Annotated in this window: 25 protein-coding genes and 1 tRNA gene; 10 read left to right on the forward strand and 16 right to left on the reverse strand. The window is 69.7% G+C overall.

Translation table 11 applies throughout. The features are described 5' to 3' along the window. Together def and RI211_RS09675 are read left to right on the forward strand one after the other, a co-directional pair. Positions 1 to 567: a peptide deformylase gene (gene def, locus RI211_RS09670; protein ID WP_025103662.1), complete on the forward strand. Its 567-nt coding sequence runs from the start codon at positions 1 to 3 to the stop codon at positions 565 to 567. Between the two features lie 116 nt (positions 568 to 683). Beyond that, on the forward strand, positions 684 to 1199 hold the full coding sequence (locus tag RI211_RS09675) for a hypothetical protein (protein ID WP_071329492.1): 516 nt from the start codon (positions 684 to 686) through the stop codon (positions 1197 to 1199). Between the two features lie 64 nt (positions 1200 to 1263). Here RI211_RS09675 and RI211_RS09680 read toward each other — a convergent pair whose 3' ends face one another. After that, positions 1264 to 2676 carry a PucR family transcriptional regulator gene (locus RI211_RS09680; RefSeq protein ID WP_315637672.1) on the reverse strand — a complete coding sequence of 471 codons (1413 nt, stop codon included), beginning with the start codon at positions 2674 to 2676 and terminating at the stop codon, positions 1264 to 1266. 114 nt (positions 2677 to 2790) lie between these two features. Here RI211_RS09680 and RI211_RS09685 point away from each other — a divergent pair, with 114 nt between their 5' ends. Both RI211_RS09685 and RI211_RS09690 read left to right on the forward strand, forming a co-directional pair. Continuing rightward, positions 2791 to 3888, forward strand: coding sequence for an alcohol dehydrogenase catalytic domain-containing protein (locus RI211_RS09685; protein WP_187661643.1), 1098 nt, complete (start codon positions 2791 to 2793; stop codon positions 3886 to 3888). Between the two features lie 44 nt (positions 3889 to 3932). Further along, entirely contained in the window at positions 3933 to 5369 is a 1437-nt protein-coding gene (locus RI211_RS09690; protein ID WP_315637671.1) for an APC family permease, read from the forward strand. A gap of 117 nt (positions 5370 to 5486) precedes the next feature. Here the strand turns inward: RI211_RS09690 and RI211_RS09695 are convergent. From RI211_RS09695 to dusB, 5 genes are all read right to left on the reverse strand, one after another. After that, positions 5487 to 5562 (reverse strand) — tRNA-Asn (locus RI211_RS09695). 97 nt (positions 5563 to 5659) lie between these two features. Next, complete coding sequence (locus RI211_RS09700) at positions 5660 to 6433, reverse strand: ATP-binding cassette domain-containing protein (protein WP_187661645.1); 774 nt, start codon at positions 6431 to 6433, stop codon at positions 5660 to 5662. Positions 6434 to 6469: 36 nt separating this feature from the next. Then, positions 6470 to 8338 carry a DNA primase gene (gene dnaG, locus RI211_RS09705; protein WP_187661646.1) on the reverse strand — a complete coding sequence of 623 codons (1869 nt, stop codon included), beginning with the start codon at positions 8336 to 8338 and terminating at the stop codon, positions 6470 to 6472. Further along, on the reverse strand, positions 8338 to 9723 hold the full coding sequence (locus RI211_RS09710; RefSeq protein ID WP_315637670.1) for a deoxyguanosinetriphosphate triphosphohydrolase: 1386 nt from the start codon (positions 9721 to 9723) through the stop codon (positions 8338 to 8340). The genes dnaG and RI211_RS09710 overlap by 1 nt, the downstream gene beginning before the upstream one ends. Further along, positions 9713 to 10867 (reverse strand): tRNA dihydrouridine synthase DusB, encoded by a 1155-nt coding sequence (gene dusB / locus RI211_RS09715; RefSeq protein ID WP_315637669.1) that lies wholly within the window; start codon positions 10865 to 10867, stop codon positions 9713 to 9715. Before dusB ends, RI211_RS09710 begins: the two co-directional genes overlap by 11 nt. Before the next feature lie 59 nt (positions 10868 to 10926). On the opposite strand from dusB, the gene RI211_RS09720 reads away from it, so the two are divergent. Then, a complete protein-coding gene (locus RI211_RS09720) occupies positions 10927 to 11421 on the forward strand; it encodes a glutathione peroxidase (protein ID WP_187661649.1) in 495 nt (164 codons plus the stop codon). 92 nt (positions 11422 to 11513) lie between these two features. After that, positions 11514 to 12710 carry a metallophosphoesterase family protein gene (locus tag RI211_RS09725; RefSeq protein ID WP_315637668.1) on the forward strand — a complete coding sequence of 399 codons (1197 nt, stop codon included), beginning with the start codon at positions 11514 to 11516 and terminating at the stop codon, positions 12708 to 12710. A 64-nt stretch (positions 12711 to 12774) separates the two neighbouring features. Here RI211_RS09725 and RI211_RS09730 read toward each other — a convergent pair whose 3' ends face one another. Continuing rightward, positions 12775 to 13449 carry a DsbA family oxidoreductase gene (locus tag RI211_RS09730; protein WP_259952229.1) on the reverse strand — a complete coding sequence of 225 codons (675 nt, stop codon included), beginning with the start codon at positions 13447 to 13449 and terminating at the stop codon, positions 12775 to 12777. Between the two features lie 52 nt (positions 13450 to 13501). Here RI211_RS09730 and RI211_RS09735 point away from each other — a divergent pair, with 52 nt between their 5' ends. After that, the gene (locus tag RI211_RS09735) at positions 13502 to 14110 is read left to right on the forward strand and encodes an AAA family ATPase (RefSeq protein WP_315637667.1); all 609 of its coding nucleotides are present in this window, start codon (positions 13502 to 13504) and stop codon (positions 14108 to 14110) included. Here the strand turns inward: RI211_RS09735 and RI211_RS09740 are convergent. Then, positions 14053 to 14853: an isoprenyl transferase gene (locus RI211_RS09740; protein WP_315637666.1), complete on the reverse strand. Its 801-nt coding sequence runs from the start codon at positions 14851 to 14853 to the stop codon at positions 14053 to 14055. The genes RI211_RS09735 and RI211_RS09740 overlap by 58 nt on opposite strands. Further along, positions 14850 to 15593 (reverse strand): DNA repair protein RecO, encoded by a 744-nt coding sequence (gene recO, locus RI211_RS09745; RefSeq protein ID WP_315637665.1) that lies wholly within the window; start codon positions 15591 to 15593, stop codon positions 14850 to 14852. The genes RI211_RS09740 and recO overlap by 4 nt, the downstream gene beginning before the upstream one ends. A gap of 34 nt (positions 15594 to 15627) precedes the next feature. Here recO and RI211_RS09750 point away from each other — a divergent pair, with 34 nt between their 5' ends. Next, the gene (locus RI211_RS09750) at positions 15628 to 16320 is read left to right on the forward strand and encodes a trimeric intracellular cation channel family protein (RefSeq protein WP_101845374.1); all 693 of its coding nucleotides are present in this window, start codon (positions 15628 to 15630) and stop codon (positions 16318 to 16320) included. Positions 16321 to 16386: 66 nt separating this feature from the next. On the opposite strand, the gene RI211_RS09755 is transcribed toward RI211_RS09750, so the two are convergent. Continuing rightward, on the reverse strand, positions 16387 to 17100 hold the full coding sequence (locus tag RI211_RS09755; RefSeq protein ID WP_315637664.1) for a TetR/AcrR family transcriptional regulator: 714 nt from the start codon (positions 17098 to 17100) through the stop codon (positions 16387 to 16389). Positions 17101 to 17166: 66 nt separating this feature from the next. Between RI211_RS09755 and RI211_RS09760 the strand changes: the two genes are divergently transcribed. Beyond that, complete coding sequence (locus tag RI211_RS09760; RefSeq protein ID WP_315637663.1) at positions 17167 to 17547, forward strand: VOC family protein; 381 nt, start codon at positions 17167 to 17169, stop codon at positions 17545 to 17547. 73 nt (positions 17548 to 17620) lie between these two features. Here RI211_RS09760 and leuA read toward each other — a convergent pair whose 3' ends face one another. Then, positions 17621 to 19375 carry a 2-isopropylmalate synthase gene (gene leuA, locus RI211_RS09765; protein WP_268776204.1) on the reverse strand — a complete coding sequence of 585 codons (1755 nt, stop codon included), beginning with the start codon at positions 19373 to 19375 and terminating at the stop codon, positions 17621 to 17623. A 192-nt stretch (positions 19376 to 19567) separates the two neighbouring features. Here leuA and RI211_RS09770 point away from each other — a divergent pair, with 192 nt between their 5' ends. Next, positions 19568 to 20215, forward strand: a complete 648-nt coding sequence (locus tag RI211_RS09770) for a hypothetical protein (protein WP_232089032.1) — start codon at positions 19568 to 19570, stop codon at positions 20213 to 20215. Here the strand turns inward: RI211_RS09770 and RI211_RS09775 are convergent. The 5 genes from RI211_RS09775 to RI211_RS09795 form a co-directional block, all read right to left on the reverse strand. After that, positions 20212 to 21153, reverse strand: coding sequence for a quinone oxidoreductase family protein (locus RI211_RS09775; RefSeq protein ID WP_187661658.1), 942 nt, complete (start codon positions 21151 to 21153; stop codon positions 20212 to 20214). The genes RI211_RS09770 and RI211_RS09775 overlap by 4 nt on opposite strands. A 26-nt stretch (positions 21154 to 21179) precedes the next feature. Continuing rightward, the gene (locus RI211_RS09780; RefSeq protein WP_315637662.1) at positions 21180 to 21647 is read right to left on the reverse strand and encodes a hypothetical protein; all 468 of its coding nucleotides are present in this window, start codon (positions 21645 to 21647) and stop codon (positions 21180 to 21182) included. 186 nt (positions 21648 to 21833) lie between these two features. Beyond that, on the reverse strand, positions 21834 to 22310 hold the full coding sequence (locus RI211_RS09785; protein WP_187661660.1) for a hypothetical protein: 477 nt from the start codon (positions 22308 to 22310) through the stop codon (positions 21834 to 21836). Then, entirely contained in the window at positions 22307 to 23287 is a 981-nt protein-coding gene (locus RI211_RS09790; protein ID WP_187661661.1) for a hypothetical protein, read from the reverse strand. Before RI211_RS09790 ends, RI211_RS09785 begins: the two co-directional genes overlap by 4 nt. Further along, positions 23287 to 23808, reverse strand: a complete 522-nt coding sequence (locus RI211_RS09795) for an RNA polymerase sigma factor (RefSeq protein WP_259952214.1) — start codon at positions 23806 to 23808, stop codon at positions 23287 to 23289. Before RI211_RS09795 ends, RI211_RS09790 begins: the two co-directional genes overlap by 1 nt. Positions 23809 to 23817: the final 9 nt, after the last annotated feature.

Genomic DNA, 23817 nt, shown 5'->3' on the forward strand with positions numbered 1-23817 from the left:
GTGGCTGTCCTTCCGATTCGCATCATGGGCGATCCCGTCCTGCACTCCCCCGCCTCCCCCGTCGAGGCCATCACCGACGAGATCCGCACCCTCGTCGCGGACATGTTCGAGACCATGGACGCCGCGCCCGGCGTCGGCCTCGCCGCTCCGCAGGTCGGGGTGCCTCTGCGGATCTACACGTACTCGTACGTCGACGACGACGACCAGCCCTGGCGCGGTGTCCTCATCAACCCGGAGCTGTGGATGACGCCTCCGGAGCCGGGCGCTCCCGACCCCGAGCTGGAGTCCGAGGGCTGCCTGTCCTTCCCCGGTGAGCGGTTCCCGTTGCGCCGGTCCGACCGCGTGCGCGTGACGGCGACGGACCTGGACGGTGGCCCCGTCACGCTCGAGGTGGACGGCTGGCGCGCCCGCATCATGCAGCACGAGTTCGACCACCTCGACGGCGTGCTCTACATCGATCGCCTCTCGGACTCCGACTGGAAGACCACGCAGAAGATCGCCCGCAAGCGCGGCTGGGGGCGACCGGGTGCCAGCTGGCTCCCCGGCGTCGACGACCTCGAGGGCTGATCGCATTCAGCCCACGCACAGCATCCTTCAAGTTGCGTCATAGACTCCGGGCACTATAGCGTGTTCGCGGCGGGGATATTCAGCATGCCCCGCGTCACGCTCTGAAGGGGAAATCCATGATGAAGTCGCGCACCCGTCGCGCACTCGTGCTCACCGGTTCGGCCGTCGCCGTCTCGCTCGCCCTCACCGGTTGCAGCGCGATCAACAGCATCCTCGGCGGCGGTCGCGCCGACGCTGACCGCGACGAGGAGACCGGCCAGGTCACCGAGAGCGCGAACATCGACGTCTTCTCGGTGAAGCTCGGCGACTGCATGCTCGAGACCGGCTCCGGAATGCTCACCGACGCGAACGTCGTGCCGTGCTCCGAGCCCCACGACGAAGAGGTCTTCTACGAGATCAAGATGGACGACGGCGACTACTCGGAGGACGCCATCAGCGCCGCCTCCGAGGGCTGCATCGGCGACGCGTACACCTCCTTCGTCGGCGTCTCCTACCAGGAGTCCGCGCTGGACGTGACCACGCTCACCCCCAGCAAGGACTCGTGGGAGCAGGCCAACGACCGCGTGATCCAGTGCATCATCATCGACCCGGCCGGCCAGGTCGAGGGATCGCTCAAGGGCGCCGCACGCTGATCCGACGGCATCTCCACGAAGGGCTCCGCCATCAGGCGGGGCCCTTCGTCGTCCGGGTCGTGGGTCAGTCGTCGGAGGCGCGCAGCGCGAGCCACGCCGCGACGCGGTCATCCGGATCGCTCAGGGAGAGTCCGATCAGATCCTCGATCCGTCTGACGCGGGTCGTCAGCGTCTGCCGGTGGATGCGGAGTCGCGCCGCACTCTCGCTCCAGGCTCCGTTCGTCGCGAGGAACACTCGGAGGGTGTCCAGCAGCTCGGCCGGCCTCTCGGCGGCGCGCAGCGGATCGAGCAGTCGGGCGAGGCGGCCGGTCTGATCGCTGTCCAGCGCCCCGAGCACGAACGACACCGTCGGGATGGCCTCGTAGCGGACCACGCGTTCGCCCCCGGTGCGCGCGGCTTCGCAGGCGTGCCGCGCCTCGTCGATGCTGCGCGCGAGAGCATCGGTGCCCGCCGGTCGGCCGAGGCCGAGATAGAGGGTCGAGGCGAACGCCCTGGCGCGATGCGCGATCTGGTCGGCATGGTCCTCGCGCACGACGCCCTGGACGATTCCCCGCTGCGACGTGAAGACGTGCTCCGCGCCCAGCTCGTCGAGCCAGAGGCCGAGCAGATGCTCGACGTCGACACCGCTGGTACGGGAGGCGAGGGCGAACCCCACCAGCACGCGCTCGTGCACGCCCCAGCGGCGGAGCAGACGAGTGGCCTCCTCCCCTCCCTCGCGCACGGTCTCGAACATCATCGAGCGGCCGAGGCGCTCCAGCTGACTGCTGTCCCTCGTGCGCATGAGCAGATCGAGCAGCGCCGCGGCCTGCGAGCTCAGTTCCCGACCGCGGCCGGAGCTGTCGTTACGCGGAGCGGTCACGAGCTGCGCGCTGATGTCCTGACCGGGACCGACCGGGTGCACCTGGAGGGCGCGATGCCGCACCCGCACCGGCCTGCCGACGGCGACCGCGATCGCGTCGTCGATGTGCAGGCTTCCGGCACCCGCCGTCGTGATGACCTCACCGTGCCGGTCCAGCAGCACCGCCCACCCGTCGATGCGGTGCGCGAGCTCGGCGATGACGCCGGTGATGCCGCTGCGTCGCGCCGCCAGTGTGAGCACCCGCATCGCCGATGTGATCGCTCGGGCCTCCGCCGCCTGATCGACCGCGAGGAGCGAGGTCAGCGTCGGGACCAGCAGCGACGGCGGCATCGGCACCCCGACGATCGCGGTGATCCCCGCGTCCCGCACGGCTTCGCGAAGACGGGGGCTGTCGTCGCTCGTGACCGCCACGGCCTCCCCCAGCGCGGCGCGCCGGTCGCCGGCGACGCCGAAGAGCGCGGTCTCTTCGGCCACGACGAGCGTCGCATGGAGCGGATCCACCGGTGGACCGAAGTCGTCGAGGGGCACGACCGCGTTGACGGGCCGCGCACCGGGAACGGCGCCGGGCAGCAGCTCCGCGCGGAGATATCGGGCCACCGAGGCGACGTCACGAGCCACCCTCCGATCATACAGATTGTCGAAGAGCAGCCGTTCTCTTCACATATCTGTCGGATGCCGAGGAGTTCCGCTCTCTCCTAGCATCGTGCGCATCCCCACTTCCCGAAGGATGTCATGAAAGCTGTTGTCTTCCGCGACCCCCAGTCGCCCATCGAGTTCGTCGACGTCGACCTCGCCCCGCCCCGCGCCGGTGAGGTGCGCGTGCGCATCGCCGCTGCCGGCGTCTGCCACTCCGACCTGCACGTCAAGCGCGGCGAGTGGGATGCGGCCGCTCCCCTGGTCATGGGCCATGAGGGCTCCGGCGTCGTCACCGAGCTCGGCGAAGGCGTCACCACCCTCGCTGTCGGCGACCACGTCGTGCTGAGCTGGGTGCCGCCGTGCGGCGAGTGCCGGTACTGCCGCGCCGGCCACGAGGCGCGGTGCCAGAAGGTCGCGACCGTGGTCGCGCCGCTGGGCGTCCTCTTCGACGGCACCTCCCGGCTGAGCCTCGACGGCGAGCAGCTGCACCACTACCTCGGTGTCTCGTCGTTCGCGGAAGAGGTCGTCGTCCCCGCGTCCGGAGCCGTGAAGGTCCGCGACGACGCGCCCCTCGACGTCATCGCCGTCGTCGGCTGCGCCGTCGCGACCGGTGTCGGCGCCGTTCTCAACACCGCCGCCGTCGAGCCGGGGTCGACCGTCGCCGTCATCGGCTGCGGCGGCGTCGGCCTCAACGTCGTCCAGGGAGCCCGTCTCGCCGGCGCCGAGCGTATCGTCGCGATCGACGTGCGCCCGGAGAAGACGCAGATGGCGCTGCAGTTCGGCGCCACGGATCGCATCGACGCCTCCCAGGGCGACGCGGTGGCCCAGTTGCGCGAGCTCATCCCGGACGGCGTCGACTACGCCTTCGACGCGATCGGGCGCACCTCCACGACCGAGCAGTCCATCCAGATGCTCGGACTCGGCGGCGCCGCCGTGATCGTCGGACTGCCGCCCACAGGGGCGCGTGCCTCGTTCGAGCCGCTCGTCCTCGCCGAGGCCGACCAGCGCATCCTCGGCTCGAACTACGGCTCGGTGCGACCGTCGATCGACGTCCCCGCACTCGTGGACCGCTACATGGACGGGCAGCTGAAGATCGACCCCCTGATCTCGGGCCGCCGACCGCTGTCCGAGGCCGCCGCCGCGCTGGACGACCTCGACGGCGGCTCGGCCCTCCGCACCCTCCTCATCCCCTGACCGCCGCGCGCGGCCCATCCCTGAAACCCGAATCCAGGAGAACCATGTCAGACACCGTCGTCGCCCCGCCCGGCGCCCCGCAGGATGCCGGGCTCCGCACCGGCGTCATGAGCGGACCCGAGCTCGCCGCCCAGGCCATCGCCAACATCGCCCCCAGCGCCGTCATCGCCTTCACGGCCGCCGCCATCTTCCTCGGCGCCGGGAACGGCACCATCTACGCCTTCGCCCTGGCCACGGTCGTGATCCTGTGCGTCGGCTATTGCGTGGTGGTGTTCGCCCGCAAGCACGCCTCCGCCGGCTCGCTCTACACCTACGTCTCCAAGGGTCTCGGGCCGTTCGGCGCCTTCCTCGCCGGCGTGACGCTGCTGATCGGCTGCTTCGGCATCGCGGCCGCCTCCCTCAGCGGCTCGGTCAGCTACATGGGCCAGTTCCTGAGCATGCTGGGCCTGCCCGCGCAGGGCCTGGGGTGGGATGTCGGCCTGGCGATCCTGCTCGGTGGCCTGGCGACCCTCTTCACGATCCGCGGCATCCGGCTCTCCGCCCGGGTCTCGCTCGTCCTCGAGCTCCTGTCGGTGGGCATCATCCTCGTGCTGCTGATCGCGGCGCTCGCGTGGGCGGGGCCCTCCGCCTGGGACCCCGCGCAGGTGCTCGCGACCGGCTCCTCGTTCCAGGGCATCGCGTCCGGCATGGTGCTCGGCATCCTGGGCTTCGTGGGCTTCTCCTCCGCGGACGCCCTGGGGCGCGAGGCCAAGGAGCCGTACAAGGCGATCCCCCGCGCGATCATGTGGAGCGCCCTCGGCGTCGGCGTGCTCTACGTCTTCGCCGCCTACACGCAGATCGCGGTGCTCGGCGACGACCTCGCCACCGCCGCGAGCCCGTTGGAGAGCATGTCCGCCCTCATCGGCATGCCGGGCTGGTTCGCGGCCGTGCTCACCTTCGGTGTGTCCGCGTCGTTCTTCGCCGTGGTCGTCGCCCCGCTCAACGTGATCGGTCGCATCGTCTACGTGATGGGCAAGGAAGGCGTCGTCGCCGAGCGCTTCGGCCGCACGCACGAGCAGCACCTCACGCCGCACCGCGTGCTCATCCTCGCCGGTGCTGCGGCGATCACGGTCGACATCGTGCTGCTGGTCGCGGGAGCCGCGACGGGCGACATCCTCGTCTGGGTCAACACCTGGGGCACTTACGGCTACATGGTCGCCTACGCCCTCGTCGCCATCGCCTGTGTGGTCTACACGCAGCGGGCGAAGATGCGGAACGGCCTCGTGAAGGTGTGCGCCACGGTCGCGGTCGTGACGATGGCGTACGTCTTCTTCGCGAACGTGTGGCCGGTGCCGGCCTTCCCGTACAACGTGATCCCGTACGTGTTCCTCGTCACCGTCGCCCTCGCGCTGACCCGGTACGCCTACCTCGCCCGTCGCCGCCCTGACGTGATCGCCCGGATCGGCAACACCGAGACGAGTGCCATGGAGGGCGTCGGCTGAACGACGCTCCCCGCAGAGAAGAGCCCCTCCGCGTGGAGGGGCTCTTTCTCTGCGTCCGGCGCGGTCGTGCGGTCCGGATACGAGAGAAGCCCCCTCCGTGGAGGGGGCTTCTCTCGTTGGCTCCCCGGCTTGGACTCGAACCAAGAACCTGCCGGTTAACAGCCGGCTGCTCTGCCAATTGAGCTACCGAGGAATGTGCGCCGCTGTGCGGGCAACTCGTCAAGCTTAGCAAACTCCGGACGCGGTTCGTGACACTGGGGCACCTTCCGCGGCCGTCGGGCGTGTCGCGCTCAGCGGCGTGAATCCGACTCCGCATTGGGCACCCACAGCAGGTCCTTCCCGACGCCGCGCGCGACGACATGGCCCCCACGCAGCATGAGCGTCTCGGCGTTGAGTTCCCGGATGAAGTCCGCGTCGTTGGTGACCAGGAGCGCAGCCATCCCCTCCTCCTTGCGACGCCGGGTGATGGCGTCGAAGACGACCGGTCGCACCTCCAGATCGAGGTTCGCGAGGATCTCGTCGGCGATGAGCACGCGCGGCTCCAGCACGAACGAGCGGGCGATCGCGACGCGCTGCCGCATCCCCGCGCTGAGCTCGTACGGGAACTTCGCCGCGGTCCCGAGCGGCAGGTGGAGCTCATCGAGGAGCGTCGCCACGCGGATCGAGAGCGCGCGGGTGTTGACGCGCTTCTCCCGGATGAGGATCGGCTCGGCGATGACCTCGTTGACCGTCAGCTGCGGCGGCAGGTCCGCCCCGGCGCCCTGGGGCACGAAGCCCGTGCGGTAGGTGAGGATGCGGTGCTTGCGGCCTGGGCGGCGGATGTCGATGCCGCAGACCTGTGCCCGGCCGCCGACGACGCGCACCGAGGGATCGGTCGAGCCCGCGAGCGCGGCGACGAGGGTCGACTTGCCCGAGCCGGTCGGTCCCGCGACGCAGATCAGCCCCCCGGGAGCGAGCGAGAACGTCACGCCGTCGACCGCGCGATTGGGCGCGCCGTGACCGATCCGGTCGATAACCAGATCGGAGCACTCGATCGCGTTCGAGGATTCGGGCGTGCGGGGCATATGTCCATCCTGCCGTCTCGTCCGGGACCGTTCCGGTTACGACTCGGCGAAGAAGCGTTGGCGCTCCACGTCGATGTCCCGCAGCCGCACCCGCAGCGCGCGCCCGCCGTCGGAGTCCGCAGGGACGCGCTGGACCGCGCCCAGCAGCTCCTGCTTCTCGTGCTCGAGCTGCCGCAGCACCAGGCGTCGCGCGAGATCGGTCGCGGAGGCCACCGCTCCGGCCTCATCCCGTGCCGGGAACGGCGTCATCAACAGCTCGCCGGCGAGGGAGCGGTAGGGCTCGCGCACACTGTTCACCGCGTCCGTCACCCACCCGGGGCGGCTGCGGTCGGGCGCGGCCGCGACCGCCTCGCGCACCGCGTCGAGGCCGGGTGTGCGGAACGGCTCGGCGAGAGCCCGGGTCAGCAGCGCCGCATCGACCTGGTGTCCGTACTGCAGAGCCCCCATGAGCGCGTCGCGCTCCACGGCGACGTCGGGTGAGCGGGGCAGGCTGGCCAGTGTGACCGCAGCGACCACGGGAGCGCCTGTGGACGGGTCGACCCGCGGCGTGCTCTCTCGACGCGTCTGGGGCGCGGCGGACTGCGCCCCACGGGCGGCACGCTCCACCTCCCCGTGCACCTCGGTCGGATCCATGCCGAGCCGGCGCGCCAGCACCCGCTCGTACCCGGGGCGCAGCAGCCGGTCGCGGATCTCCGCGACGATCGGGGCCGCGGCACGGAGAGCACCGACCCTGCCCTCGACGGTGGCGAGATCGAAGCCGGCGAGCTTGCGGTCGATCGCGAACTCGAACATGGGCTGCTTCGCGTCCATGAGGCCGCGTACCGCCGCGTCGCCGCGCTGCAGCCGGAGGTCGCACGGATCGAGGCCGTCGGGCGCGACCGCGACGAAGGTCTGGGCGTTGAACTTGTCGTCTTCCGTGAACGCCCGCAGTGCGGCCTTCTGTCCCGCCTCGTCGCCGTCGAACGTGAAGACGACCTCACCGGACGCGTTGTCATCGCCCATCACCCGCCGGAGCACCTTGATGTGCTCGGCGCCGAACGCCGTCCCACAGGTCGCGACCGCGGTCGTCAGGCCCGCGAGGTGACAGGCCATCACGTCGGTGTACCCCTCGACGACGACGACCCGGCGGGGGTCGCCGCGCGCGATGTCGCGCTTGGCGAGGTCGAGCCCGTAGAGGACCTGGGCCTTCTTGTAGATCGGTGTCTCGGGAGTGTTGAGGTACTTGGGGCCCTGATCGTCGTCGAAGAGCTTGCGGGCGCCGAAGCCGATCGTCTGCCCCGACACATCCCGGATCGGCCAGACCAGGCGCCCCCGGAACCGGTCGTACACGCCGCGCTGTCCCGTCGAGACGAGGCCCGCGGTGCTCAGCTCCTCCCGCGTGAATCCCTGGGAGGTCAGCGCCTTGAGCATGCCGTCCCAGCCCCGCGGGGCGAAGCCGACGCCGAAGTGCGCCGCCGCGCCCGCATCGAAACCGCGCTCCCCGAGGAATCGGCGGGCGGCCTCGGCATCGGGCGACAGCAGCTGGGAGCGGAAGAACTCCGCGGCGGCCGTGTTCGCCGCGTAGAGCCGGCTGCGGCCGCTCGTCTCCGGCGCCGCACCCCCGTCCTCATAGTGGAGCGTGTAGCCGATGCGGCCCGCGAGCCGCTCGACCGCCTCCGTGAAGCTGACGTGATCCATCGCTCGGAGGAAGGAGTAGACGTCGCCCGACTCCCCGCACCCGAAGCAGTGGTAGTAGCCGACCTGCTGCCGGACGTGGAAGCTGGGGCTCTTCTCGTCGTGGAACGGGCACAGGCCCTTGAGGGAGCCGACGCCCGCGGATTTGAGCGCGACCCGCTCCCCCACGATGTCGGCGATGTTGGTGCGGGCCTTGACCTCGTCGACGTCGGCCTGACGGATGCGGGGCATCAGCGCGCGCCTTCTGCGACGGGCCGCCTCTCGACACGCGTGCGCGCGCCGGGGCGCGCATGACGCGGCGTCCAGATGCCGACCTCCGCCGGGTCGATCTCCCCGACCAGCCGGTTGTGCCAGTCGATCGCGCTCTGATCGGTCAGGCTCGCGATCTGATCGACGACCACCCGCGCCCGCTCCGCATCGCTCTCCGCCGCGACGAAGTCGGCAGCGAAGGCCGGCTCCAGCACGTCGGCGCCGGCAGACCACAGGGTGTCGGTGGACCACAGGGCGTCGGCCAGCCGCTTGAGCACCCGCCGTTGCTCCTTGTAGACACCCTTCCTGGCGTCGATCGTGACGATCGCCTGACCCATGATCCCCTTGAGCACCGCGATCTCGACCTCGACCACGCGCGGCACGATGACATGCGCGTTGTAGCGGACCAGCCGCGTGCCTCCGAACGCCTCGCGCGTGGCGGAGACCGCCGCCCGTGCGAACCGGCCGATGAGGTCGCTGGTGAGGTTCTTGAGCCGCGCAAGATCCTGTCGGGAGCGGTCGAAGGACGCCAGCCACATCGGCTGCGAGGCGAGCCGGTAGAGCGCATCGGCGAGCTCATCACGCGTGAAGTCGTAACCGACCCACTGCTGGATCCGGCTGAGCAGGGCCTCGTGGGCAGCGGGATCGGCGAGCTGCGCGACGTCGACGTAGCCGTTGACGATCGCGTCCTCGAAGTCGTGCACCGAGTAGGCGATGTCGTCGGAGAGGTCCATGATCTCGGCCTCGATGCAGCGCAGCCGCCCCGGCGCTCCGTCGCGCATCCAGCGGAACACGGCCTCGTCCTCCGGGTACACGCCGAACTTGAGCCGGCCCCCCGGGTCGGGGACGGGACTGTCGACCGTCCACGGGTACTTGCAGGTCGCGTCGAGCGTCGCCCGCGTGAGGTTCAGACCGACGGAGGAGCCGCCCCCGTCGAGCACCTTCGCCTCCAGACGCGTGAGGATGCGCAGCGATTGGGCGTTGCCCTCGAAGCCGCCGATGGCCTCAGCCCATTCGTTCAGCGCCCGCTCGCCGTTGTGACCGAACGGCGGGTGACCGAGGTCGTGGCTCAGGCACGCGGTGTCGACCACGTCCGCCGAGACCCCGAGGGCGGCGGCGAGCTCCCGGCCGACCTGGGCGACCTCGAGCGAGTGCGTCAGGCGGTTGCGGGCGAAGTCGGCCGTGCTGGCGGGGCTGAGCACCTGGGTCTTCGCGGCGAGCCGTCGGAGCGCGGCCGAGTGCAGCACCCTGGCACGGTCGCGGGCGAAATCGTCCCGCTCCGAGCGATGGGTCTCCGCGAAGAAGCGCTCCGCGTCGCGCGCGTCATAGCCGTCGGCGCGTGCGCCGACCCGGGGGTCATCCGCCACTGTTCTCGATCTCCGCTCCACGCATCATTTCCGAGGCCGACGAGGCGAGCTCGCGCGACTCCAGCCACTTCTCCGGAAGAGCGGTCCTCTTCGGGTGCCCCGCGCGTCCGCGCTGCCCTTCGGCGTCCGCACCAGGGTACGGTGCCGCACGGTCGAGCCGTCCGAGGAGGTCGTCGATCTCCTGCAGGCTCGACGCAGTCGCCAGACCCGTCCGGATGTCGCCGCCGACCGGGTAGCCCTTGAAGTACCAGGAGACGTGCTTGCGGATGTCGCGGCAGCCGCGGTCCTCGTCCTCGAAGAACTCGACGAGCAGCTCCGCGTGCCGGCGGAAGGCGTCGGCGACGAAGCCGAGGGTCGCATCGACCGTCTTGCCGTCTCCGCCGAAGGCGAGGGCGAGCTGCCCGAACAGCCACGGCCGTCCGAGGCATCCGCGGCCGACGACCACGCCGTCGCAGTCGGTCTCCGCCATCATCCGCACGGCGTCCTCGGCCGACCAGATGTCGCCGTTGCCGAGCACGGGGATGCTGGTCACCGCCTGCTTGAGCTCGCCGATCGCACTCCAGTCGGCGTGTCCGGAGTAGAACTCGCTCGCGGTGCGCGCGTGCAGGGCGACGGCTGCGGCTCCCGCATCCTCTGCGGCGCGGCCGGCGTCGAGGAAGGTGAGGTGGTCGCGGTCGATGCCCTTGCGCATCTTCACCGTGAGCGGGATGTCGCCGGCGGCCTTCACCGCCTGATCGACGATGTCCGCGAAGAGCTTCGACTTCCACGGCAGGGCCGCCCCGCCGCCCTTCCTGGTCACCTTGGGGACCGGGCAGCCGAAGTTGAGGTCGATGTGGTCGGCGTGGTCTTCCGCGACGATGATGCGGACGGCCTCGGCGATGGTCTTCGGGTCGACGCCGTAGAGCTGGATCGAGCGCGGCGTCTCCGACTCGTGGTGCCGGATCAGCCGAATGGTGGTCTCGTTGCGCTCGACGAGGGCGCGCGACGTGATCATCTCGCTGACGTACAGGCCGGCCCCGTACTCCCGGCACAGGCGCCGGAACGCCGTGTTCGTGATCCCGGCCATCGGCGCGAGGACGACCGGCACGTCGAGGTCGATCGGGCCGATGCGGAGCGGGCGGGCGGGGGCGGTGGCGACAGTCATGGCGTGTCCATTCTCCCAGACCCGGAGCCGGTGGGGATGCGGCGACCTAAGCTGTGCATATGACCGATTCCGCGCTCCGTTCGATCCCCTTCACCGATGCCCAGGGGCAGGAGAAGACTCTGGACGATCTGGGTGCCGATGTGGTGCTCGTGGTGAACGTGGCCTCCAAGTGCGGCCTCACCCCGCAGTACGAGCAGCTGGAGGAGCTGCAGCGCCGATTCGGCGACCGCGGCTTCACGGTGGTGGGGTTCCCCTGCAACCAGTTCTTCGGCCAGGAGCCCGGTTCGGTCGACGAGATCCTCGAGTTCTGCTCCACGACCTACGGCGTCTCCTTCCCGGTGAACGACAAGGTCAAGGTCAACGGCAAGAACGCCGCGGAGCTCTACAAGGCACTCAAGGAGACGCCGGACGCGGGTGGCAAGGCCGGCCGCGTCGAGTGGAACTTCGAGAAGTTCCTCGTGCTGCCGGACGGCGACGTGCTGCGCTTCCGTCCCAAGCAGAAGCCCGATGCGCCGGAGATCGTCGAGGCGATCGAGGCCGCTCTCCCCCGCTGAGTCCCTCCGTTCACCTGCCGGCCTCCCCGTCGACATCTGACGTCCCTAGTCTCGCGGCGGCGATATCCGCCCGAAGACGAAGGAGACCACGCATGCCCGACCGACTGCCGATCAGCCGGCGAACCGTCCTCACCGCGGGAGCACTCGGTGCACTCGGCACCACCCTCCCCCTCGGCACCGCGCCCGCCGCAGCGGCGACGGTTCCCGCCTCGCCCGGCACCGGACAGCGGCGGAACCTGCGTTTCCGCGCCGACGGCACCTTCAAGGTCGTGCAGTTCAACGACACGCAGGACGACGAGCTCACCGACCGCCGCACCGTCGAGCTGATGGAGAAGGTGCTCGACCAGGAGAAGCCGGACTTCGTGGTCATCAACGGCGACGTGATCACCGGCGGGTGCGAGACGCGGCTGGCCGTGAAGCAGGCGATCAACAACGTCGTCATGCCGATGGAGTCCCGCCGCATCCCATGGGCGGTGACCTATGGCAACCACGACGAGGACTCGCTGCCGCAGTCCGGTGTCGATGAAGCGGGGATGCTGAAGATCTACCGCTCGTACGAGTACAACGTGAACGCCGAGAACACCCGCGGCGTGACGGGCACGAGCAACACGATCGTCACGATCGGCTCCGCTGCGAAGAAGAACCGGGAGGCGTTCGCGCTCTGGCTGATGGACTCGGGCCGGTACGCGCCGGATGCCATCGACGGCCAGGACTTCGCCGGCTACCCCGCGTGGGATTGGCTGCGCATGGACCAGGTGGCGTGGTACCGCGAGCAGTCACAGCGTCTGGAGCAGCGCCGCGGCCGCAAGGTCCCCGGGCTCATGTTCCTGCACATCGCGCTGTGGGAGCACCGCTTCATGTGGTGGGGTGGCGTCGACACCCGCACGGGGGCCGACGCCGCGCGCGGCAAGGCCCGTCACGGCATCGTCGGGGAGCGCAACGAGGACGAATGCCCCGGTCCGTTCAACTCGGGGATGTTCAACGCGATCCTCGAGCGCGGCGACGTGAAGGGCGTGTTCGTCGGACACGATCACATCAACGACTACGTCGGCGACTACTACGGCGTGATGCTCGGATACGCCCCGGGAACCGGCTTCGGCGCGTACGGCCTCTCCGGCGCCGAGCGCAACCGCATGCGTGGGGGCCGGGTCTTCGAGCTGAAGGAGACCGGCGAGGACGTCGCGATCACCACCAGGGTCGTCTACGCCAGGGACCTGGGCATCGACCTGACCGCGAACGATCAGCCGATGAAGCCGCTGCCCCTCGGCCCCCGCCAGCAGCGCATCTGAGGCCAGGCAGCGAAACGGCGGGGACCCCCGACCCGGGGTCCCCGCCGTCGCCTGCCGGAGCGGGTCAGGCCTCGACGGCAGCGCTCCGCTGCGCCCAGAGGTCGCGGATGACGTTCTCGAACGCCGCAGGCGGCTGCGCGCCGCTGATGCCGTACTGACCGTCGACCACGAAGAACGGCACGCCCTGGATCCCGTACGCGCGAGCCTGCGCCTGGTCCTGGCGGACATCGGCGAGGTACTGCTCGCTCTCGAGCGCGGCGCGGGCGCGATCGGCATCGAGGCCGACCTCGGCCGCGAGGGCCACGAGGTCGTCGATGCGCCCCACATGCTTGCCCTCGGTGAAGTACGCGGACATGAGCCGCTCCTCCATCTCGTGCTGGCGCCCCTCGGCCTTCGCGAAGTGCAGCAGCTCGTGCGCCTTCACGGTGTTCGTGTGCTGCAGCAGGTCGAACCGGTACTGCAGGCCCGCGTTCGCGGCGACGTTCGTGACGTTGGCCAGCATCTGCTCGACCTGCGTGCGCGGCATGCCCTTGTGACCGGAGAGGAAGTCGATCTCGTCGCCGTCGAAGTCGACGGGGGTGTCGGGCGAGAGCTCGAACGAGTGGAAGGTGACGGTGACCTGCGGAGCATCGTCATCGGCCGCGACGGCTTCGAGACCCTTCTCGAGGTTGCGCTTGCCGATGTAGCACCAGGGGCAGGCGATGTCGGACCAGATGTCGATGGAGATGGGTTCAGTCACACGATCATCAACCGCCCGCGCGTCCGACGTATTCCGTCAGTAGAATCCTCGGATGCTCTCCGCCGATGATCCGCTTCCCTTCCGGCCCGAGCGCGTGCTCGTCGCCGGTGTCACCGGCTCGGGGAAGACGACACTCTCCCGGCGACTCGCCGTGCTCTGGGAGCTGCGGCACGTGGAGATCGACGGCCTGTTCCACGGTCCGGAGTGGACCCCGCGGGCGGAGTTCCTCGACGACGTGCGCGCCTTCGCGGCGGACGCGCGCTGGGTGACCGAGTGGCAGTACACGAGCAAGGGCACCGACGAGATCCTGACTCCGAGGGCGCAGCTCGCGGTCTGGCTCGACTACCCGTACCGCGTGGTGCGGTCGCGTCTGCTCCGACGCACCCTCAGCCGCAGCATCCTCCGCACCCGGATGTGGAACGGGAACGTCGAAAAGCCGATCTGGCGGATGGTGGAGAGCACGCCGGAGGAGAGCATCCTGGCGTGGCAGACCGCGACGCTCCACAAATGGACCGAGCGCTTCCCCCAGGTGGAGGAGCGCTTCCCGCATCTCACGATCGTGCGGCTGACGCATCCGCGCGAGACGGAGCGCTGGCTGCGGGCTCAGGCCGACGTCGGGGTGTCCACCGCGCCGCCGAAGCGACGGTCGCGGGAGAGGTAGACCCCGATCGCACGCCAGAGCTCCTCGCGGGAGAAGTCCGGCCACAGCGTGTCGAGGAACACCATCTCGGCGTAGGCCGACTGCCACAGCAGGAAGTTCGAGGTGCGCTGCTCCCCCGAGCTGCGCAGGAACAGGTCCACGTCCGGCATGTCCGGCACGTACAGGTGCCGGCGGATCATCTTCTCGCTGATCGCGTTCGGCTTCACCCGCCCGGCCGCGACATCGGCCGCGATCGCTCGCATCGCGTCGACGAGCTCGATCCGTCCGCCGTAGTTGACGCACATGGTGAGGGTGAGCACGTCGTTGTGGCGGGTGAGCTGCTCGGCATACTGCAGCTCCTTGATGACGCTGCCCCACAGGCGCGGCTTGCGCCCGGCCCACCGGACCTGCACGCCCCACTCGTTGAGCTGATCGCGACGGCGGTGCAGCACATCGCGGTTGTAGCCCATGAGGAAGCGGACCTCCTCCGGCGAACGAGCCCAGTTCTCGGTGGAGAACGCATAGACGGAGAGGTGCTTCACGCCGGCCTGGATCGCGCCGGCGACGACGTCCAGCAGCACCTCCTCCCCTGCCTTGTGCCCCTCGATGCGGTTGAGCCCCCGGCGGTTCGCCCAGCGGCCGTTGCCGTCCATGACGATGGCGACGTGCTCCGGGACGGCGGGGAATGCGGGCGGATACACGCCCGTCCAGTCGATCGGCCGGTAGGGCACCGCGTCCTTGTGCGTGTAGGGCTTCGGGCTCACCGTGCTCCTTCTCCGGGGGTGGACGAGACGTGCGCGAGCGAGCGGATGCCGCGCTCCAGGTGCCACTGGGCATACGCCGCGACGAGGCCGGATGCAGCCGCCGTGTCGGCGTGCGGGGCGGCGTCGATGAGGTCCCAATCCCCGCGGATCAGCGCGAGCAGCAGCGTCAGGGTCTTCTCGGCGATCCGGGGGCTCCCGGCGGGCGCGTCGGCACGGCAGACCAGGCCGCCGAGCTGCGCGACGAAGACGGAGTGCGGCCCCGGGGCTCCACAGCGCGCGCAGTCCTCGAGGGACGGCGCCCACCCGGAGAGGGACATGACCCGCAGCAGGTACGAGTCGAGGATGCTGCGCGGGGCGTGCTCGCCGCGGGACAGTGCCCGCAGCCCGCCGACGAGCAGGAGGTACTGCTCCGGGGTGGCCTCGGCGTCGCTGAGCCGATCCGCCGTCTCGACCATGGCGTTCGCGGCGGTGAACCGGTCGTAATGGGCGGCGATGTCCGTGCCATAAGCCCCGAGCGACTCGGCCTGCTGCACGATGTCGAGCGAGCGGCCTTCGTAGAGCTGCACGTCCGCGACCATGAACGGCTCGAGGCGGGAGCCGAACTTCGACGAGGTGCGACGCACACCCTTCGCGACCGCGCGCACCTTTCCGTGCCGCCGGGACAGCATCGTGACGATGCGATCCGCCTCCCCCAGTTTGTGGGTGCGCAGGATCACCGCTTCGTCTCGGTAGGTGGGCACCCTTCGATTATCCTCCGTGCGCGACAATGGACGCGTGACCGAACCGCTCTTCACCATTCCGCTGTGGGCGGACCTCCTCGGCGTCGGCCTCGGCGGAGTGCAGGGCGCGATGTTCGCCGCCGGGTTCCAAGGGCAGCGTCGGCTCGACTGGCTGGGCGTCGCGATCATCGGGATCATGATCGGCATGGGTGGCGGTCTCATCCGCGACATCCTGCTCGGACAGACTCCCGCGACGCTGCAGAACCAGTGGTATCTGGTCACGGCCGCGGGTGCCGCGCTGCTCGGCATGCTGCTGGCCGGACTCTTCACGCGACTCAACACGGCGATCGTCGTGCTCGACGCCGTGGTGATCGGCATGTTCGGCGCCTTCGGAACGAGCAAGGCCCTCGCCTTCGGCATCCCCGAAGTACCCGCGGTCTTCATCGGCGTGTGCGCCGCGGTCGGCGGGAGCGTCCTCCGCGACATGCTCATGGGGCTGCCGACCGCCATCATGCACGTCGGCTCCCTGTACGCGGTGGCCGCCGCGGCCGGCTGCACGTTCATCGTCGTCGCGAACGCGGTCGGCATGCCGATCCCGCTCGCGGCGGTCATCGGCATCGTCGTGACGGCTGTGATCCGCATCCTCGCCGTGACGTTCGACGTCTCGCTTCCGGAGCAGCGCCGTCTGTACCGCCGCAAGGTCGCCGCGGAGACCGGCGCCATCGCGATCGTGAAGCCCCAGGACTGACTTCGAGTCGCGCGATTGGCTCCATCCCGCAGCCGGATACGATCAATCGCGCGATTCGAAGGAGGGTCAGGTGCCGGCGAGCCCGTCGATCACGCGCGCGAGACCGAAGTCCCAGGCTGCTCGAGCGTCGTAGGGGGCACCCATCGACTCCCCGGCAGCCTGACCCACTGACCGGGCGAGCGGCATCCCGTCACCGAGATAGGCCGCCAGACGCGGTGCGGCCTCTGCCCACGAGGCCGCGAACGAATCCGCGCTCTCCTCCTCCCGCATGCGTGCTGCCGCGGAGAGAGTGAAGTCGAGCACGAAGCTCAGCGCCGCATCACGATCCACGGCGGTGAAACCGAGGCCGTCGAAGGCGTGGAGTTCCCGGTCGTACTTGGCGATGGTTCCAGGGCCGAGCGCGACCCGCGGGTCGTGGATGTCGATGAGCCAGGGGTGAGCCCGGAGGAGGCGCAGGTTGTCCTCGGCGACCGCCCGGACCTCCGCGCGCCACCCGGACGCCTGCGCAGGCTCGGTGGGCATCCTGGCGTGCATCGCATCCGCCATCAGGACGAGCAGGTCGGCGCGGCTGTTGACGTGCGTGTAGATCGACATCGGAGTCAGCTCGAGACACTGCGCGAGAGACCGGATCGTCACCGCGCCGAGGCCCTCTGCGTCAGCCAGCGCCACGGCACGATCCACGACGTCATCCGTCGAGTGGCGCGCCTTCGGACCGCGCTGCCGAGTCACGGGAGCCGCGGGGCTGTGCCGCCAGAGCAGATCGACGAGATTCCTGGTCATCGGGAATAGCCTAGACCGCTCCAGACTTAACCCTGTACGCTGTACAGACTTTTGGAATGGAGCATCGTGAACATCACTCAGACCGCCCTCTCGCTCAACGTCCCCGACGTGGCGGCCTCCGCCGCCTTCGCCATGACGCATTTCGGCTTCGAGGAGGCGATGTCCGCGGAGGGCTTCGTCTCGTTGCAGCACCCGGGACCCGTCCCGAACGTCATCTTCCTCGAGACCGGGCTCACGACGTTCCGTCCGGAGGAGATCGCCGGATCCGCCGGTCAAGGCACCCTGATCGTCTTCGTCGTCGACGAGATCGACCGGGAGTTCGCCCGCATCGCCGCCGCGGGTGCGCGGGTGGTCACCGCTCCCGAGACCGAGCCGTGGGGCGAGCGCTACTGCCAGTTCGCCGATCCCAACGGCCTCATCTGGCAGCTGGTGCAGTGGATGGACTGACCCCCTACTTCGAATCGCGCGAATGGTCCCATCCGGCGGCCGGATACGACCAATCGCGCGATTCGAAGGAAGATCAGACGGCGGCCAGCTCCTGCTGACGGCTGCGGATCGAGCGGTTCACGCCGGACACGATCGCCTTGAGCGACGCGGTCGAGATGTCGCCGTCGATGCCGACTCCCCACAGGCGCTGGTCGCCGACCTGCAGCTCGACGTAGGCCGCGGCCTGCGCGTCGCCGCCGGCGCTGAGAGCGTGCTCGACGTAGTCATAGACCGTGATGTCGAACCCCTGACCCCGGAGCACCTCGACGAACGCCGCGACCGGACCGTTGCCGTTGCCGGAGACGGAGACCTCCTGGTCGTCGTCCCGCAGCACGACATCGAGCACCACGTCACCGGACATGTCGCTCCTGGTCTGCGTGGCGAGCAGCTCGAACCGCCCCCACTTGGCCTCGGTGTCGGCGGCGGGCAGGTATTCGTCCGTGAAGATCGACCAGATCTGCTCGCTGGTGACCTCTCCGCCCTCGGCATCCGTCTTGGCCTGCACGACCCCGGAGAACTCGATCTGGAGCTTGCGCGGCAGGTCGATCGCGTGATCGGACTTGAGCAGGTACGCGACCCCGCCCTTGCCCGACTGGGAGTTCACGCGGATGACGGCCTCGTACGAGCGGCCGAGGTCCTTCGGGTCGACGGGCAGGTACGGCACGGCCCACTCGATCTCGTCGACCGTCACGCCCTGCGCCTCGGCCTTGGCGGCCATGGCCTCGAAGCCCTTCTTGATGGCGTCCTGGTGCGAACCGCTGAACGCGGTGAAGACGAGGTCGCCGGCCCACGGGCTGCGCTCCGGCACCGGCAGCTGGTTGCAGTACTCGACCGTCCGCTTGACCTGATCGATGTCGCTGAAGTCGATCTGCGGGTCGATGCCCTGAGTGAACATGTTGATGCCCAGCGCGACGAGGTCGACGTTGCCGGTGCGCTCGCCGTTGCCGAACAGGCAGCCCTCGATACGGTCGGCGCCGGCCATGTAGCCCAGCTCCGCCGCGGCGATCGCGGTGCCGCGGTCGTTGTGCGGGTGCAGCGACAGGATGACGTTCTCGCGGTGGGCGAGGTGACGGCTCATCCACTCGATCGAGTCGGCGTAGATGTTCGGCGTCGCCATCTCCACCGTCGCGGGGAGGTTGATGATCACCTTGCGGTCCGGCGTGGGCTCGAAGATCTCGATGACCTGGTTGCAGACGTCGACCGCGAACTCCAGCTCGGTGCCGGTGTAGCTCTCCGGGGAGTACTCGTAGTACACCTGCGTGTCGGGGATGGTCTTCTCGAACTGGCGGCACAGCCGAGCGCCCTCGAGCGCGATGTCGATGATGCCCTGCTTGTCGGTGCGGAAGACCACCTCGCGCTGCAACACGCTCGTGGAGTTGTAGAGGTGCACGATGGCCTGCTTGGCTCCCGCGATCGCCTCGTAGGTGCGAGCGATCAGGTGCTCGCGCGCCTGCGTCAGGACCTGGATCGTGACGTCGTCCGGGATGACGTTCTCCTCGATGAGCTGGCGCACGAAGTCGAAGTCGGTCTGGCTCGCCGACGGGAAGCCGACCTCGATCTCCTTGTAGCCCATGCTCACGAGCAGCTCGAACATGACGCGCTTGCGCTCGGGTGACATCGGGTCGATGAGGGCCTGGTTGCCGTCGCGGAGGTCGACCGCGCACCAGCGGGGGGCCTCGGTGATGCGGGCGTCGGGCCACGTGCGATCAGGCAGGTGGACGGTGATCTGCTCGTGGAACGGCCGGTACTTGTGGATCGGCATCGCGGACGGGCGCTGAGTGTTCTGCATGATGGGGCTTCTTCTCTTCGTCAAGATGAACGGGCCAACACAAGCGCCGCGACGAGGAAGGCCCTAGCTTTAGGACTCGTCGCGGCAGCTAAGAAGAAGCAGACCGCCGAAAGGCATGTGGTCATGCTAGCAGGGAAGCCGCAGGTGTTTCGACGCCCCGAGACGATGCGAGTGCGCGCGACACTGGTCGGTATGAGCACCTTCCGCGACCGTCCCCTCCTCGCCGTCGGCGTCGTGTCGGCGCTGTTGCTGCTGGCCGGCTGCGCCGCGAGCCCAGGAGCATCGTCGCCGCCGACCAGCACGACGGTCCCGTCGGACTCCCGCCTGGAAGAGGCGGAGCCCGCGCCGCCGGAGGGGACCGTGGTCGCCACGGGAACGGTCCTCGACGAATCCGGGGAGGTCCGGCTGTGTCTCGGTGCGATCCGCGAGTCGTATCCGCCGCAGTGCGACGGAGTCGCGCTCGACGAGTGGAGCTGGGACGGTGTGGACGGCAGCGAGGCGTCCGGGGAGACGCGCTGGGGGGCGTACGCGGTCACCGGCACCTGGGACGGCGAGCGGTTCACGGTGACCGCACCGCCCGCCCTCCTCGCGCTCCACGATCCGATGGCTCCGGAGGATCCGACCGACGGCGCGGACGGCGCGAGCACGGCGGATGAGCTCGACCGCGTGCAGAACGACATCGCCGGACGCCTCGGCGCGGACGCGCTCGCCGTGTCGACGGACCGCGGCTACGTGTGGCTCCAGGTCGTCTGGGATGACGGGACGCTGCAGGACGCGGTCGACGCCGAGTACGGCGAGGACGTGGTCATCGTCACGTCCGCGCTCCGCGAGATCGACTAGGCGTCGGTGACCAGCGCGAGCTTGCCGCCCGGGTGCCCTGTGGCGAGGAGCCGGTGCGCGGCCGGCGCCTCGGTGAGCGGGAACGTGCGCGCGAGCGGAACCACCAGGTCGCCGTTCTGCGCCAGGGCGACGAGTTCGCTGCGCACCTCGTCGCGGAATCGTGCACTGTCCGGCATCGACCCCGCGATCGCGAGGAACCCGTCGGCCGATGCCCGCGCGAAGTTCGCGATCGTGACGATGCGGCGGCGATCGGACACCAGGGCGAGGGACACGTCGATCGCCTCGTCGGTGCCCACCGCATCCAGAGCCGCGGCGATCGGTCCGTCGGCCAGCGCTCGTACCCGATCAGCGAGGCCCCGTCCGTAGGCCACCGGGACCCCGCCGAAACGCCGCACCTCGTCGAAGCGTTCGGGGCTGGCGGTGCCGATGACCCGGACGTTCCGGAGCCGCGCCTGCTGCAGCACGCTGACACCGACCGCGCCCGACGCCCCGTGCAGCAAAACCGTCTCCCCCGGCGACGCCCCGGTGACGGCGAGCATCTCCGCGGCCGTCGTGCCGACGAGCAGAAGGTTGGCCGCTTCCGGGTGGGTGAGCGTGGACGGCTTCGCGAACACCTTCGCCGCGGGCACCGTAACCTCGGTCGCGTAACCGCCCCGCACGCGGAACGCCACGACCTCATCGCCGACCTCGGCCTCACCGGAACCGATGCGGGTCGCAGGGCCGATCGCCGCGAGCTCACCCGAGACCTCGTATCCGACGGGCACGGGGAACTCGAGCCCCGGTCGGGGGGCCGCGACATGCTTCGCGTCGGCCGGATTCACACCGGCGGCCCGGACGCGGATCGTGACCTCGCCCTTTCCCGGCGCTGCGGGCTCGTACTCCTCGAACTCCCACGACTCGGGAGACCCCGCCGCCGTCGCCACCCAGTGCGTCGCCATGATTCCACCCTTCATCCTCGCTTCCATCATGCGCCCGCGGGAGCATGACGGCGCGTTGCGTTCGGCACAGAACCTGCTCCGCCGCAGGGCTCAGTGGTCACCTCCCCGGAGTGGTCGACGTAAGAACCTTCAACGAGGGCCTCGACAGCAACGTCCTTGAACGACATCTCCGCGCGGTGGTCGGCCCCGGAGAGTATGACGTACACGGTGACGGGCCCTTCCAGACTCGACACGGGATACGCGTGGCTGCTGGTCACGGAGAAGTCGGGAAAGGTGTCGGGGAGAATCGGTTCAGCGGGCAGGACTTCCACCGCTCCTCCCTCATCGGCAGTCGCCGAGAAGAGCACGATCTCCTGTTCAACTCCCCATTCTTCACGGAGCGCTGTGGAGATGTAGTCGATCTCCCAGGGCTCGTCGAGGCAAAGCACCCACGCGAACTGGTCATCGACGACTGTCAGTGCCACCGGCTCCAGGAAGACGGGGCGTGTGGGCACGCACCCCGCCGACGCCGCCACACCCAGCACTGTCAGTCCGGTGGCCGCAGCGCGGAGAAAGCCCCGCTTCACTCGAACGGTCCTCCGTCGGCATCGGCTACATGCAGCACGCGACAGCAACGCGGCCACGACTCATCGACCTATCCCTCGATCCGACCTTCTCGCCCGCATCGCCGCTACGCACGCTCAGAGGAAGCAGCGGATGTTGGTCGCGGAACCGGAGACGTTGCTCCACGCGTTGGCGGAGACCGTCGCCAGGACCGAGCTGCCGTTCCGGACCTGCATGTAACCGGAGGTGCGGGCGTTCGCCGCCGACTTCGTCGCGAAGGACGACGGGATCGCGATGGTCGTGCAGCTCCCCCAGCTCAGCATGGCGCCGACGCGATTGAGCTCCCGGTATGCGCAGATGCGGCCGGTCGCACAGTTCCCGACTGCACGCGCCATCGTGCGGACGGTCCCGGTGTTCGAGGTGTACTCCATGTCGAGCTTCGGCCAGACGGCGCTGCCGGCGTCGATCACCACACCACCGGGCACCTCGTCGAGGATACGCACCATCAACGGGTCGAGCGTCGGCTCCTCAGCGGTGGCCGCGGCGACGGGACCGCCTGCTCCGGTCAGCACCAGCGCCAGTCCGACCACGACGGCGATGCGCAGCCGTGTCATCGCAGCATCTCCTCGTCGATGTCCCACATCCGGTAGTCGACGATCGCCCCCGCGGGGAACACCCCGTCGTCCTTGAGCACCGTCCGTTCGAGACCCACGATGCGGCCGGTGTCGAGCGATACGAGCACGTCGTCACGGACGACGCCGTCCGCGGAGATGACACGGATCCCGGCGACCGGGCGGCCGAGACGATCGGTCGTCGTCCCCAGAGCCTCCGCGCCCCCGGACTCCTCGATCAGAGTCAGCAACTCGGCGTGCTGCGCGTTCGTCAGCGTCCACTGCCCGAAGACGGAGGTGATCGCCGTGACCGCCTCGAACGCGGTCGGCTGCTCGGGCATGTCGAAGGCGACCAGCAGCGCCCGCACGTCCGCGGCGGAATCGCCCGGGACGTCGACGACAGGAGTGACGAACTCGCCCGGAGCGAGGACGACGCGGGATGCCACCTCGCCCGTGCTCTTCACCTCGGCCTGTCCGTTCGCCACCGCATCCGTCGGCGCATACGGCTCACCGTTGATGGCGACGGCCTCTCCCGAGAGGTCTTCCTCCCAGGTGAAGGTCGCGAACTGCGGAACGACCTCGGCCCGTTCGGTGTCGACCTCGACGTTGTACGACCAGAACGCCGTGCGCGTCGAGCGCTCGGGTTCCGCCGGTGGACTGAAGATCTCGAGGTCCGCCTCCGCCGCGGCCACCGTATCGCTCAGCGAGCCGGCCGCCTCGAACACGAGCGGAGACGGCGCTCCCGCGACGGCGGCTCCTTGCGGGAGGAGGACGCCGAAAGCCACCGCGGCGGACGCCGCGACGGCCGTGAGGCCCGCTGCCCAGCCGATCGTCCTCGCACGCCGCCGTCGCGGCGCACGAGCAGATCGGATGATGCGATCACGCGCGGCGATGGCGCGCGCGTCCGGAGGGGCGTCCCGCGGGGTGCGCGCGGGATCGGCCTCGACGAGCACGCGCTCGAGCAGAGCATTGTCACTCATCACGCATTCCCCGTCCCCTCCAGTCCCAGCGTCTCTCGCAGCCGATCCTCGGCACGAGCCAACGTCTTCCGTACCCGGGACTCAGAAGTGCGCAGCAGCTCCGCGATCTCCCCCACCGCGAGTCCATCCCAGTACGTGAGCATGATGATACGCCGTTGCAGCGGAGTGAGGACACCCAAAGCCCTGAGCACTTCGCGGCGTCCGAATCCGCCGAGGGTCTCGGGGCCGCCGGAGAGCCCTGAGTGCACGGCGTCGATCGCCCCGTGGGCGGTGGATGAGCGCCGGGACCGCGCGCGCAACCGACGGTCGGTCTCCCGGAGCAGCCAGACCCTCCCCGGGGGCCGCGTCGGTCGGAGTCGCGACCACGCCGCGAGGAAGACCTCCGACACGATCTCGCTCACCTCGTCGTCGTCGGGGACGACGCCCTCGATATGGTGGCGCACCGTCGCCCAGTGCTCGTCGAACACTCGTGTGAAGATCTGGTCCCGCAGCGAGCTCGGGTCTTCGCCGCGGCCGATCATGTCGGTGGG

It is taken from the genome of Microbacterium meiriae, from assembly GCF_032364335.1.
Classification (GTDB): domain Bacteria; phylum Actinomycetota; class Actinomycetes; order Actinomycetales; family Microbacteriaceae; genus Microbacterium; species Microbacterium meiriae.

Coding starts and splice junctions, on each gene's coding strand:
- RI211_RS09675 (WP_071329492.1), top strand. CDS start 684: ATGATGAAGTCGCGCACCCGTCGCGCACTCGTGCTCACCGGTTCGGCC.
- RI211_RS09685 (WP_187661643.1), top strand. CDS start 2,791: ATGAAAGCTGTTGTCTTCCGCGACCCCCAGTCGCCCATCGAGTTCGTC.
- RI211_RS09690 (WP_315637671.1), top strand. CDS start 3,933: ATGTCAGACACCGTCGTCGCCCCGCCCGGCGCCCCGCAGGATGCCGGG.
- RI211_RS09700 (WP_187661645.1), bottom strand. CDS start 6,433: ATGCCCCGCACGCCCGAATCCTCGAACGCGATCGAGTGCTCCGATCTG.
- dnaG (WP_187661646.1), bottom strand. CDS start 8,338: ATGCCCCGCATCCGTCAGGCCGACGTCGACGAGGTCAAGGCCCGCACC.
- dusB (WP_315637669.1), bottom strand. CDS start 10,867: ATGACTGTCGCCACCGCCCCCGCCCGCCCGCTCCGCATCGGCCCGATC.
- RI211_RS09720 (WP_187661649.1), top strand. CDS start 10,927: ATGACCGATTCCGCGCTCCGTTCGATCCCCTTCACCGATGCCCAGGGG.
- RI211_RS09725 (WP_315637668.1), top strand. CDS start 11,514: ATGCCCGACCGACTGCCGATCAGCCGGCGAACCGTCCTCACCGCGGGA.
- RI211_RS09735 (WP_315637667.1), top strand. CDS start 13,502: ATGCTCTCCGCCGATGATCCGCTTCCCTTCCGGCCCGAGCGCGTGCTC.
- RI211_RS09755 (WP_315637664.1), bottom strand. CDS start 17,100: ATGACCAGGAATCTCGTCGATCTGCTCTGGCGGCACAGCCCCGCGGCT.
- leuA (WP_268776204.1), bottom strand. CDS start 19,375: ATGCAGAACACTCAGCGCCCGTCCGCGATGCCGATCCACAAGTACCGG.
- RI211_RS09770 (WP_232089032.1), top strand. CDS start 19,568: ATGAGCACCTTCCGCGACCGTCCCCTCCTCGCCGTCGGCGTCGTGTCG.
- RI211_RS09775 (WP_187661658.1), bottom strand. CDS start 21,153: ATGGCGACGCACTGGGTGGCGACGGCGGCGGGGTCTCCCGAGTCGTGG.
- RI211_RS09785 (WP_187661660.1), bottom strand. CDS start 22,310: ATGACACGGCTGCGCATCGCCGTCGTGGTCGGACTGGCGCTGGTGCTG.
- RI211_RS09790 (WP_187661661.1), bottom strand. CDS start 23,287: ATGAGTGACAATGCTCTGCTCGAGCGCGTGCTCGTCGAGGCCGATCCC.
- RI211_RS09795 (WP_259952214.1), bottom strand. CDS start 23,808: ATGATCGGCCGCGGCGAAGACCCGAGCTCGCTGCGGGACCAGATCTTC.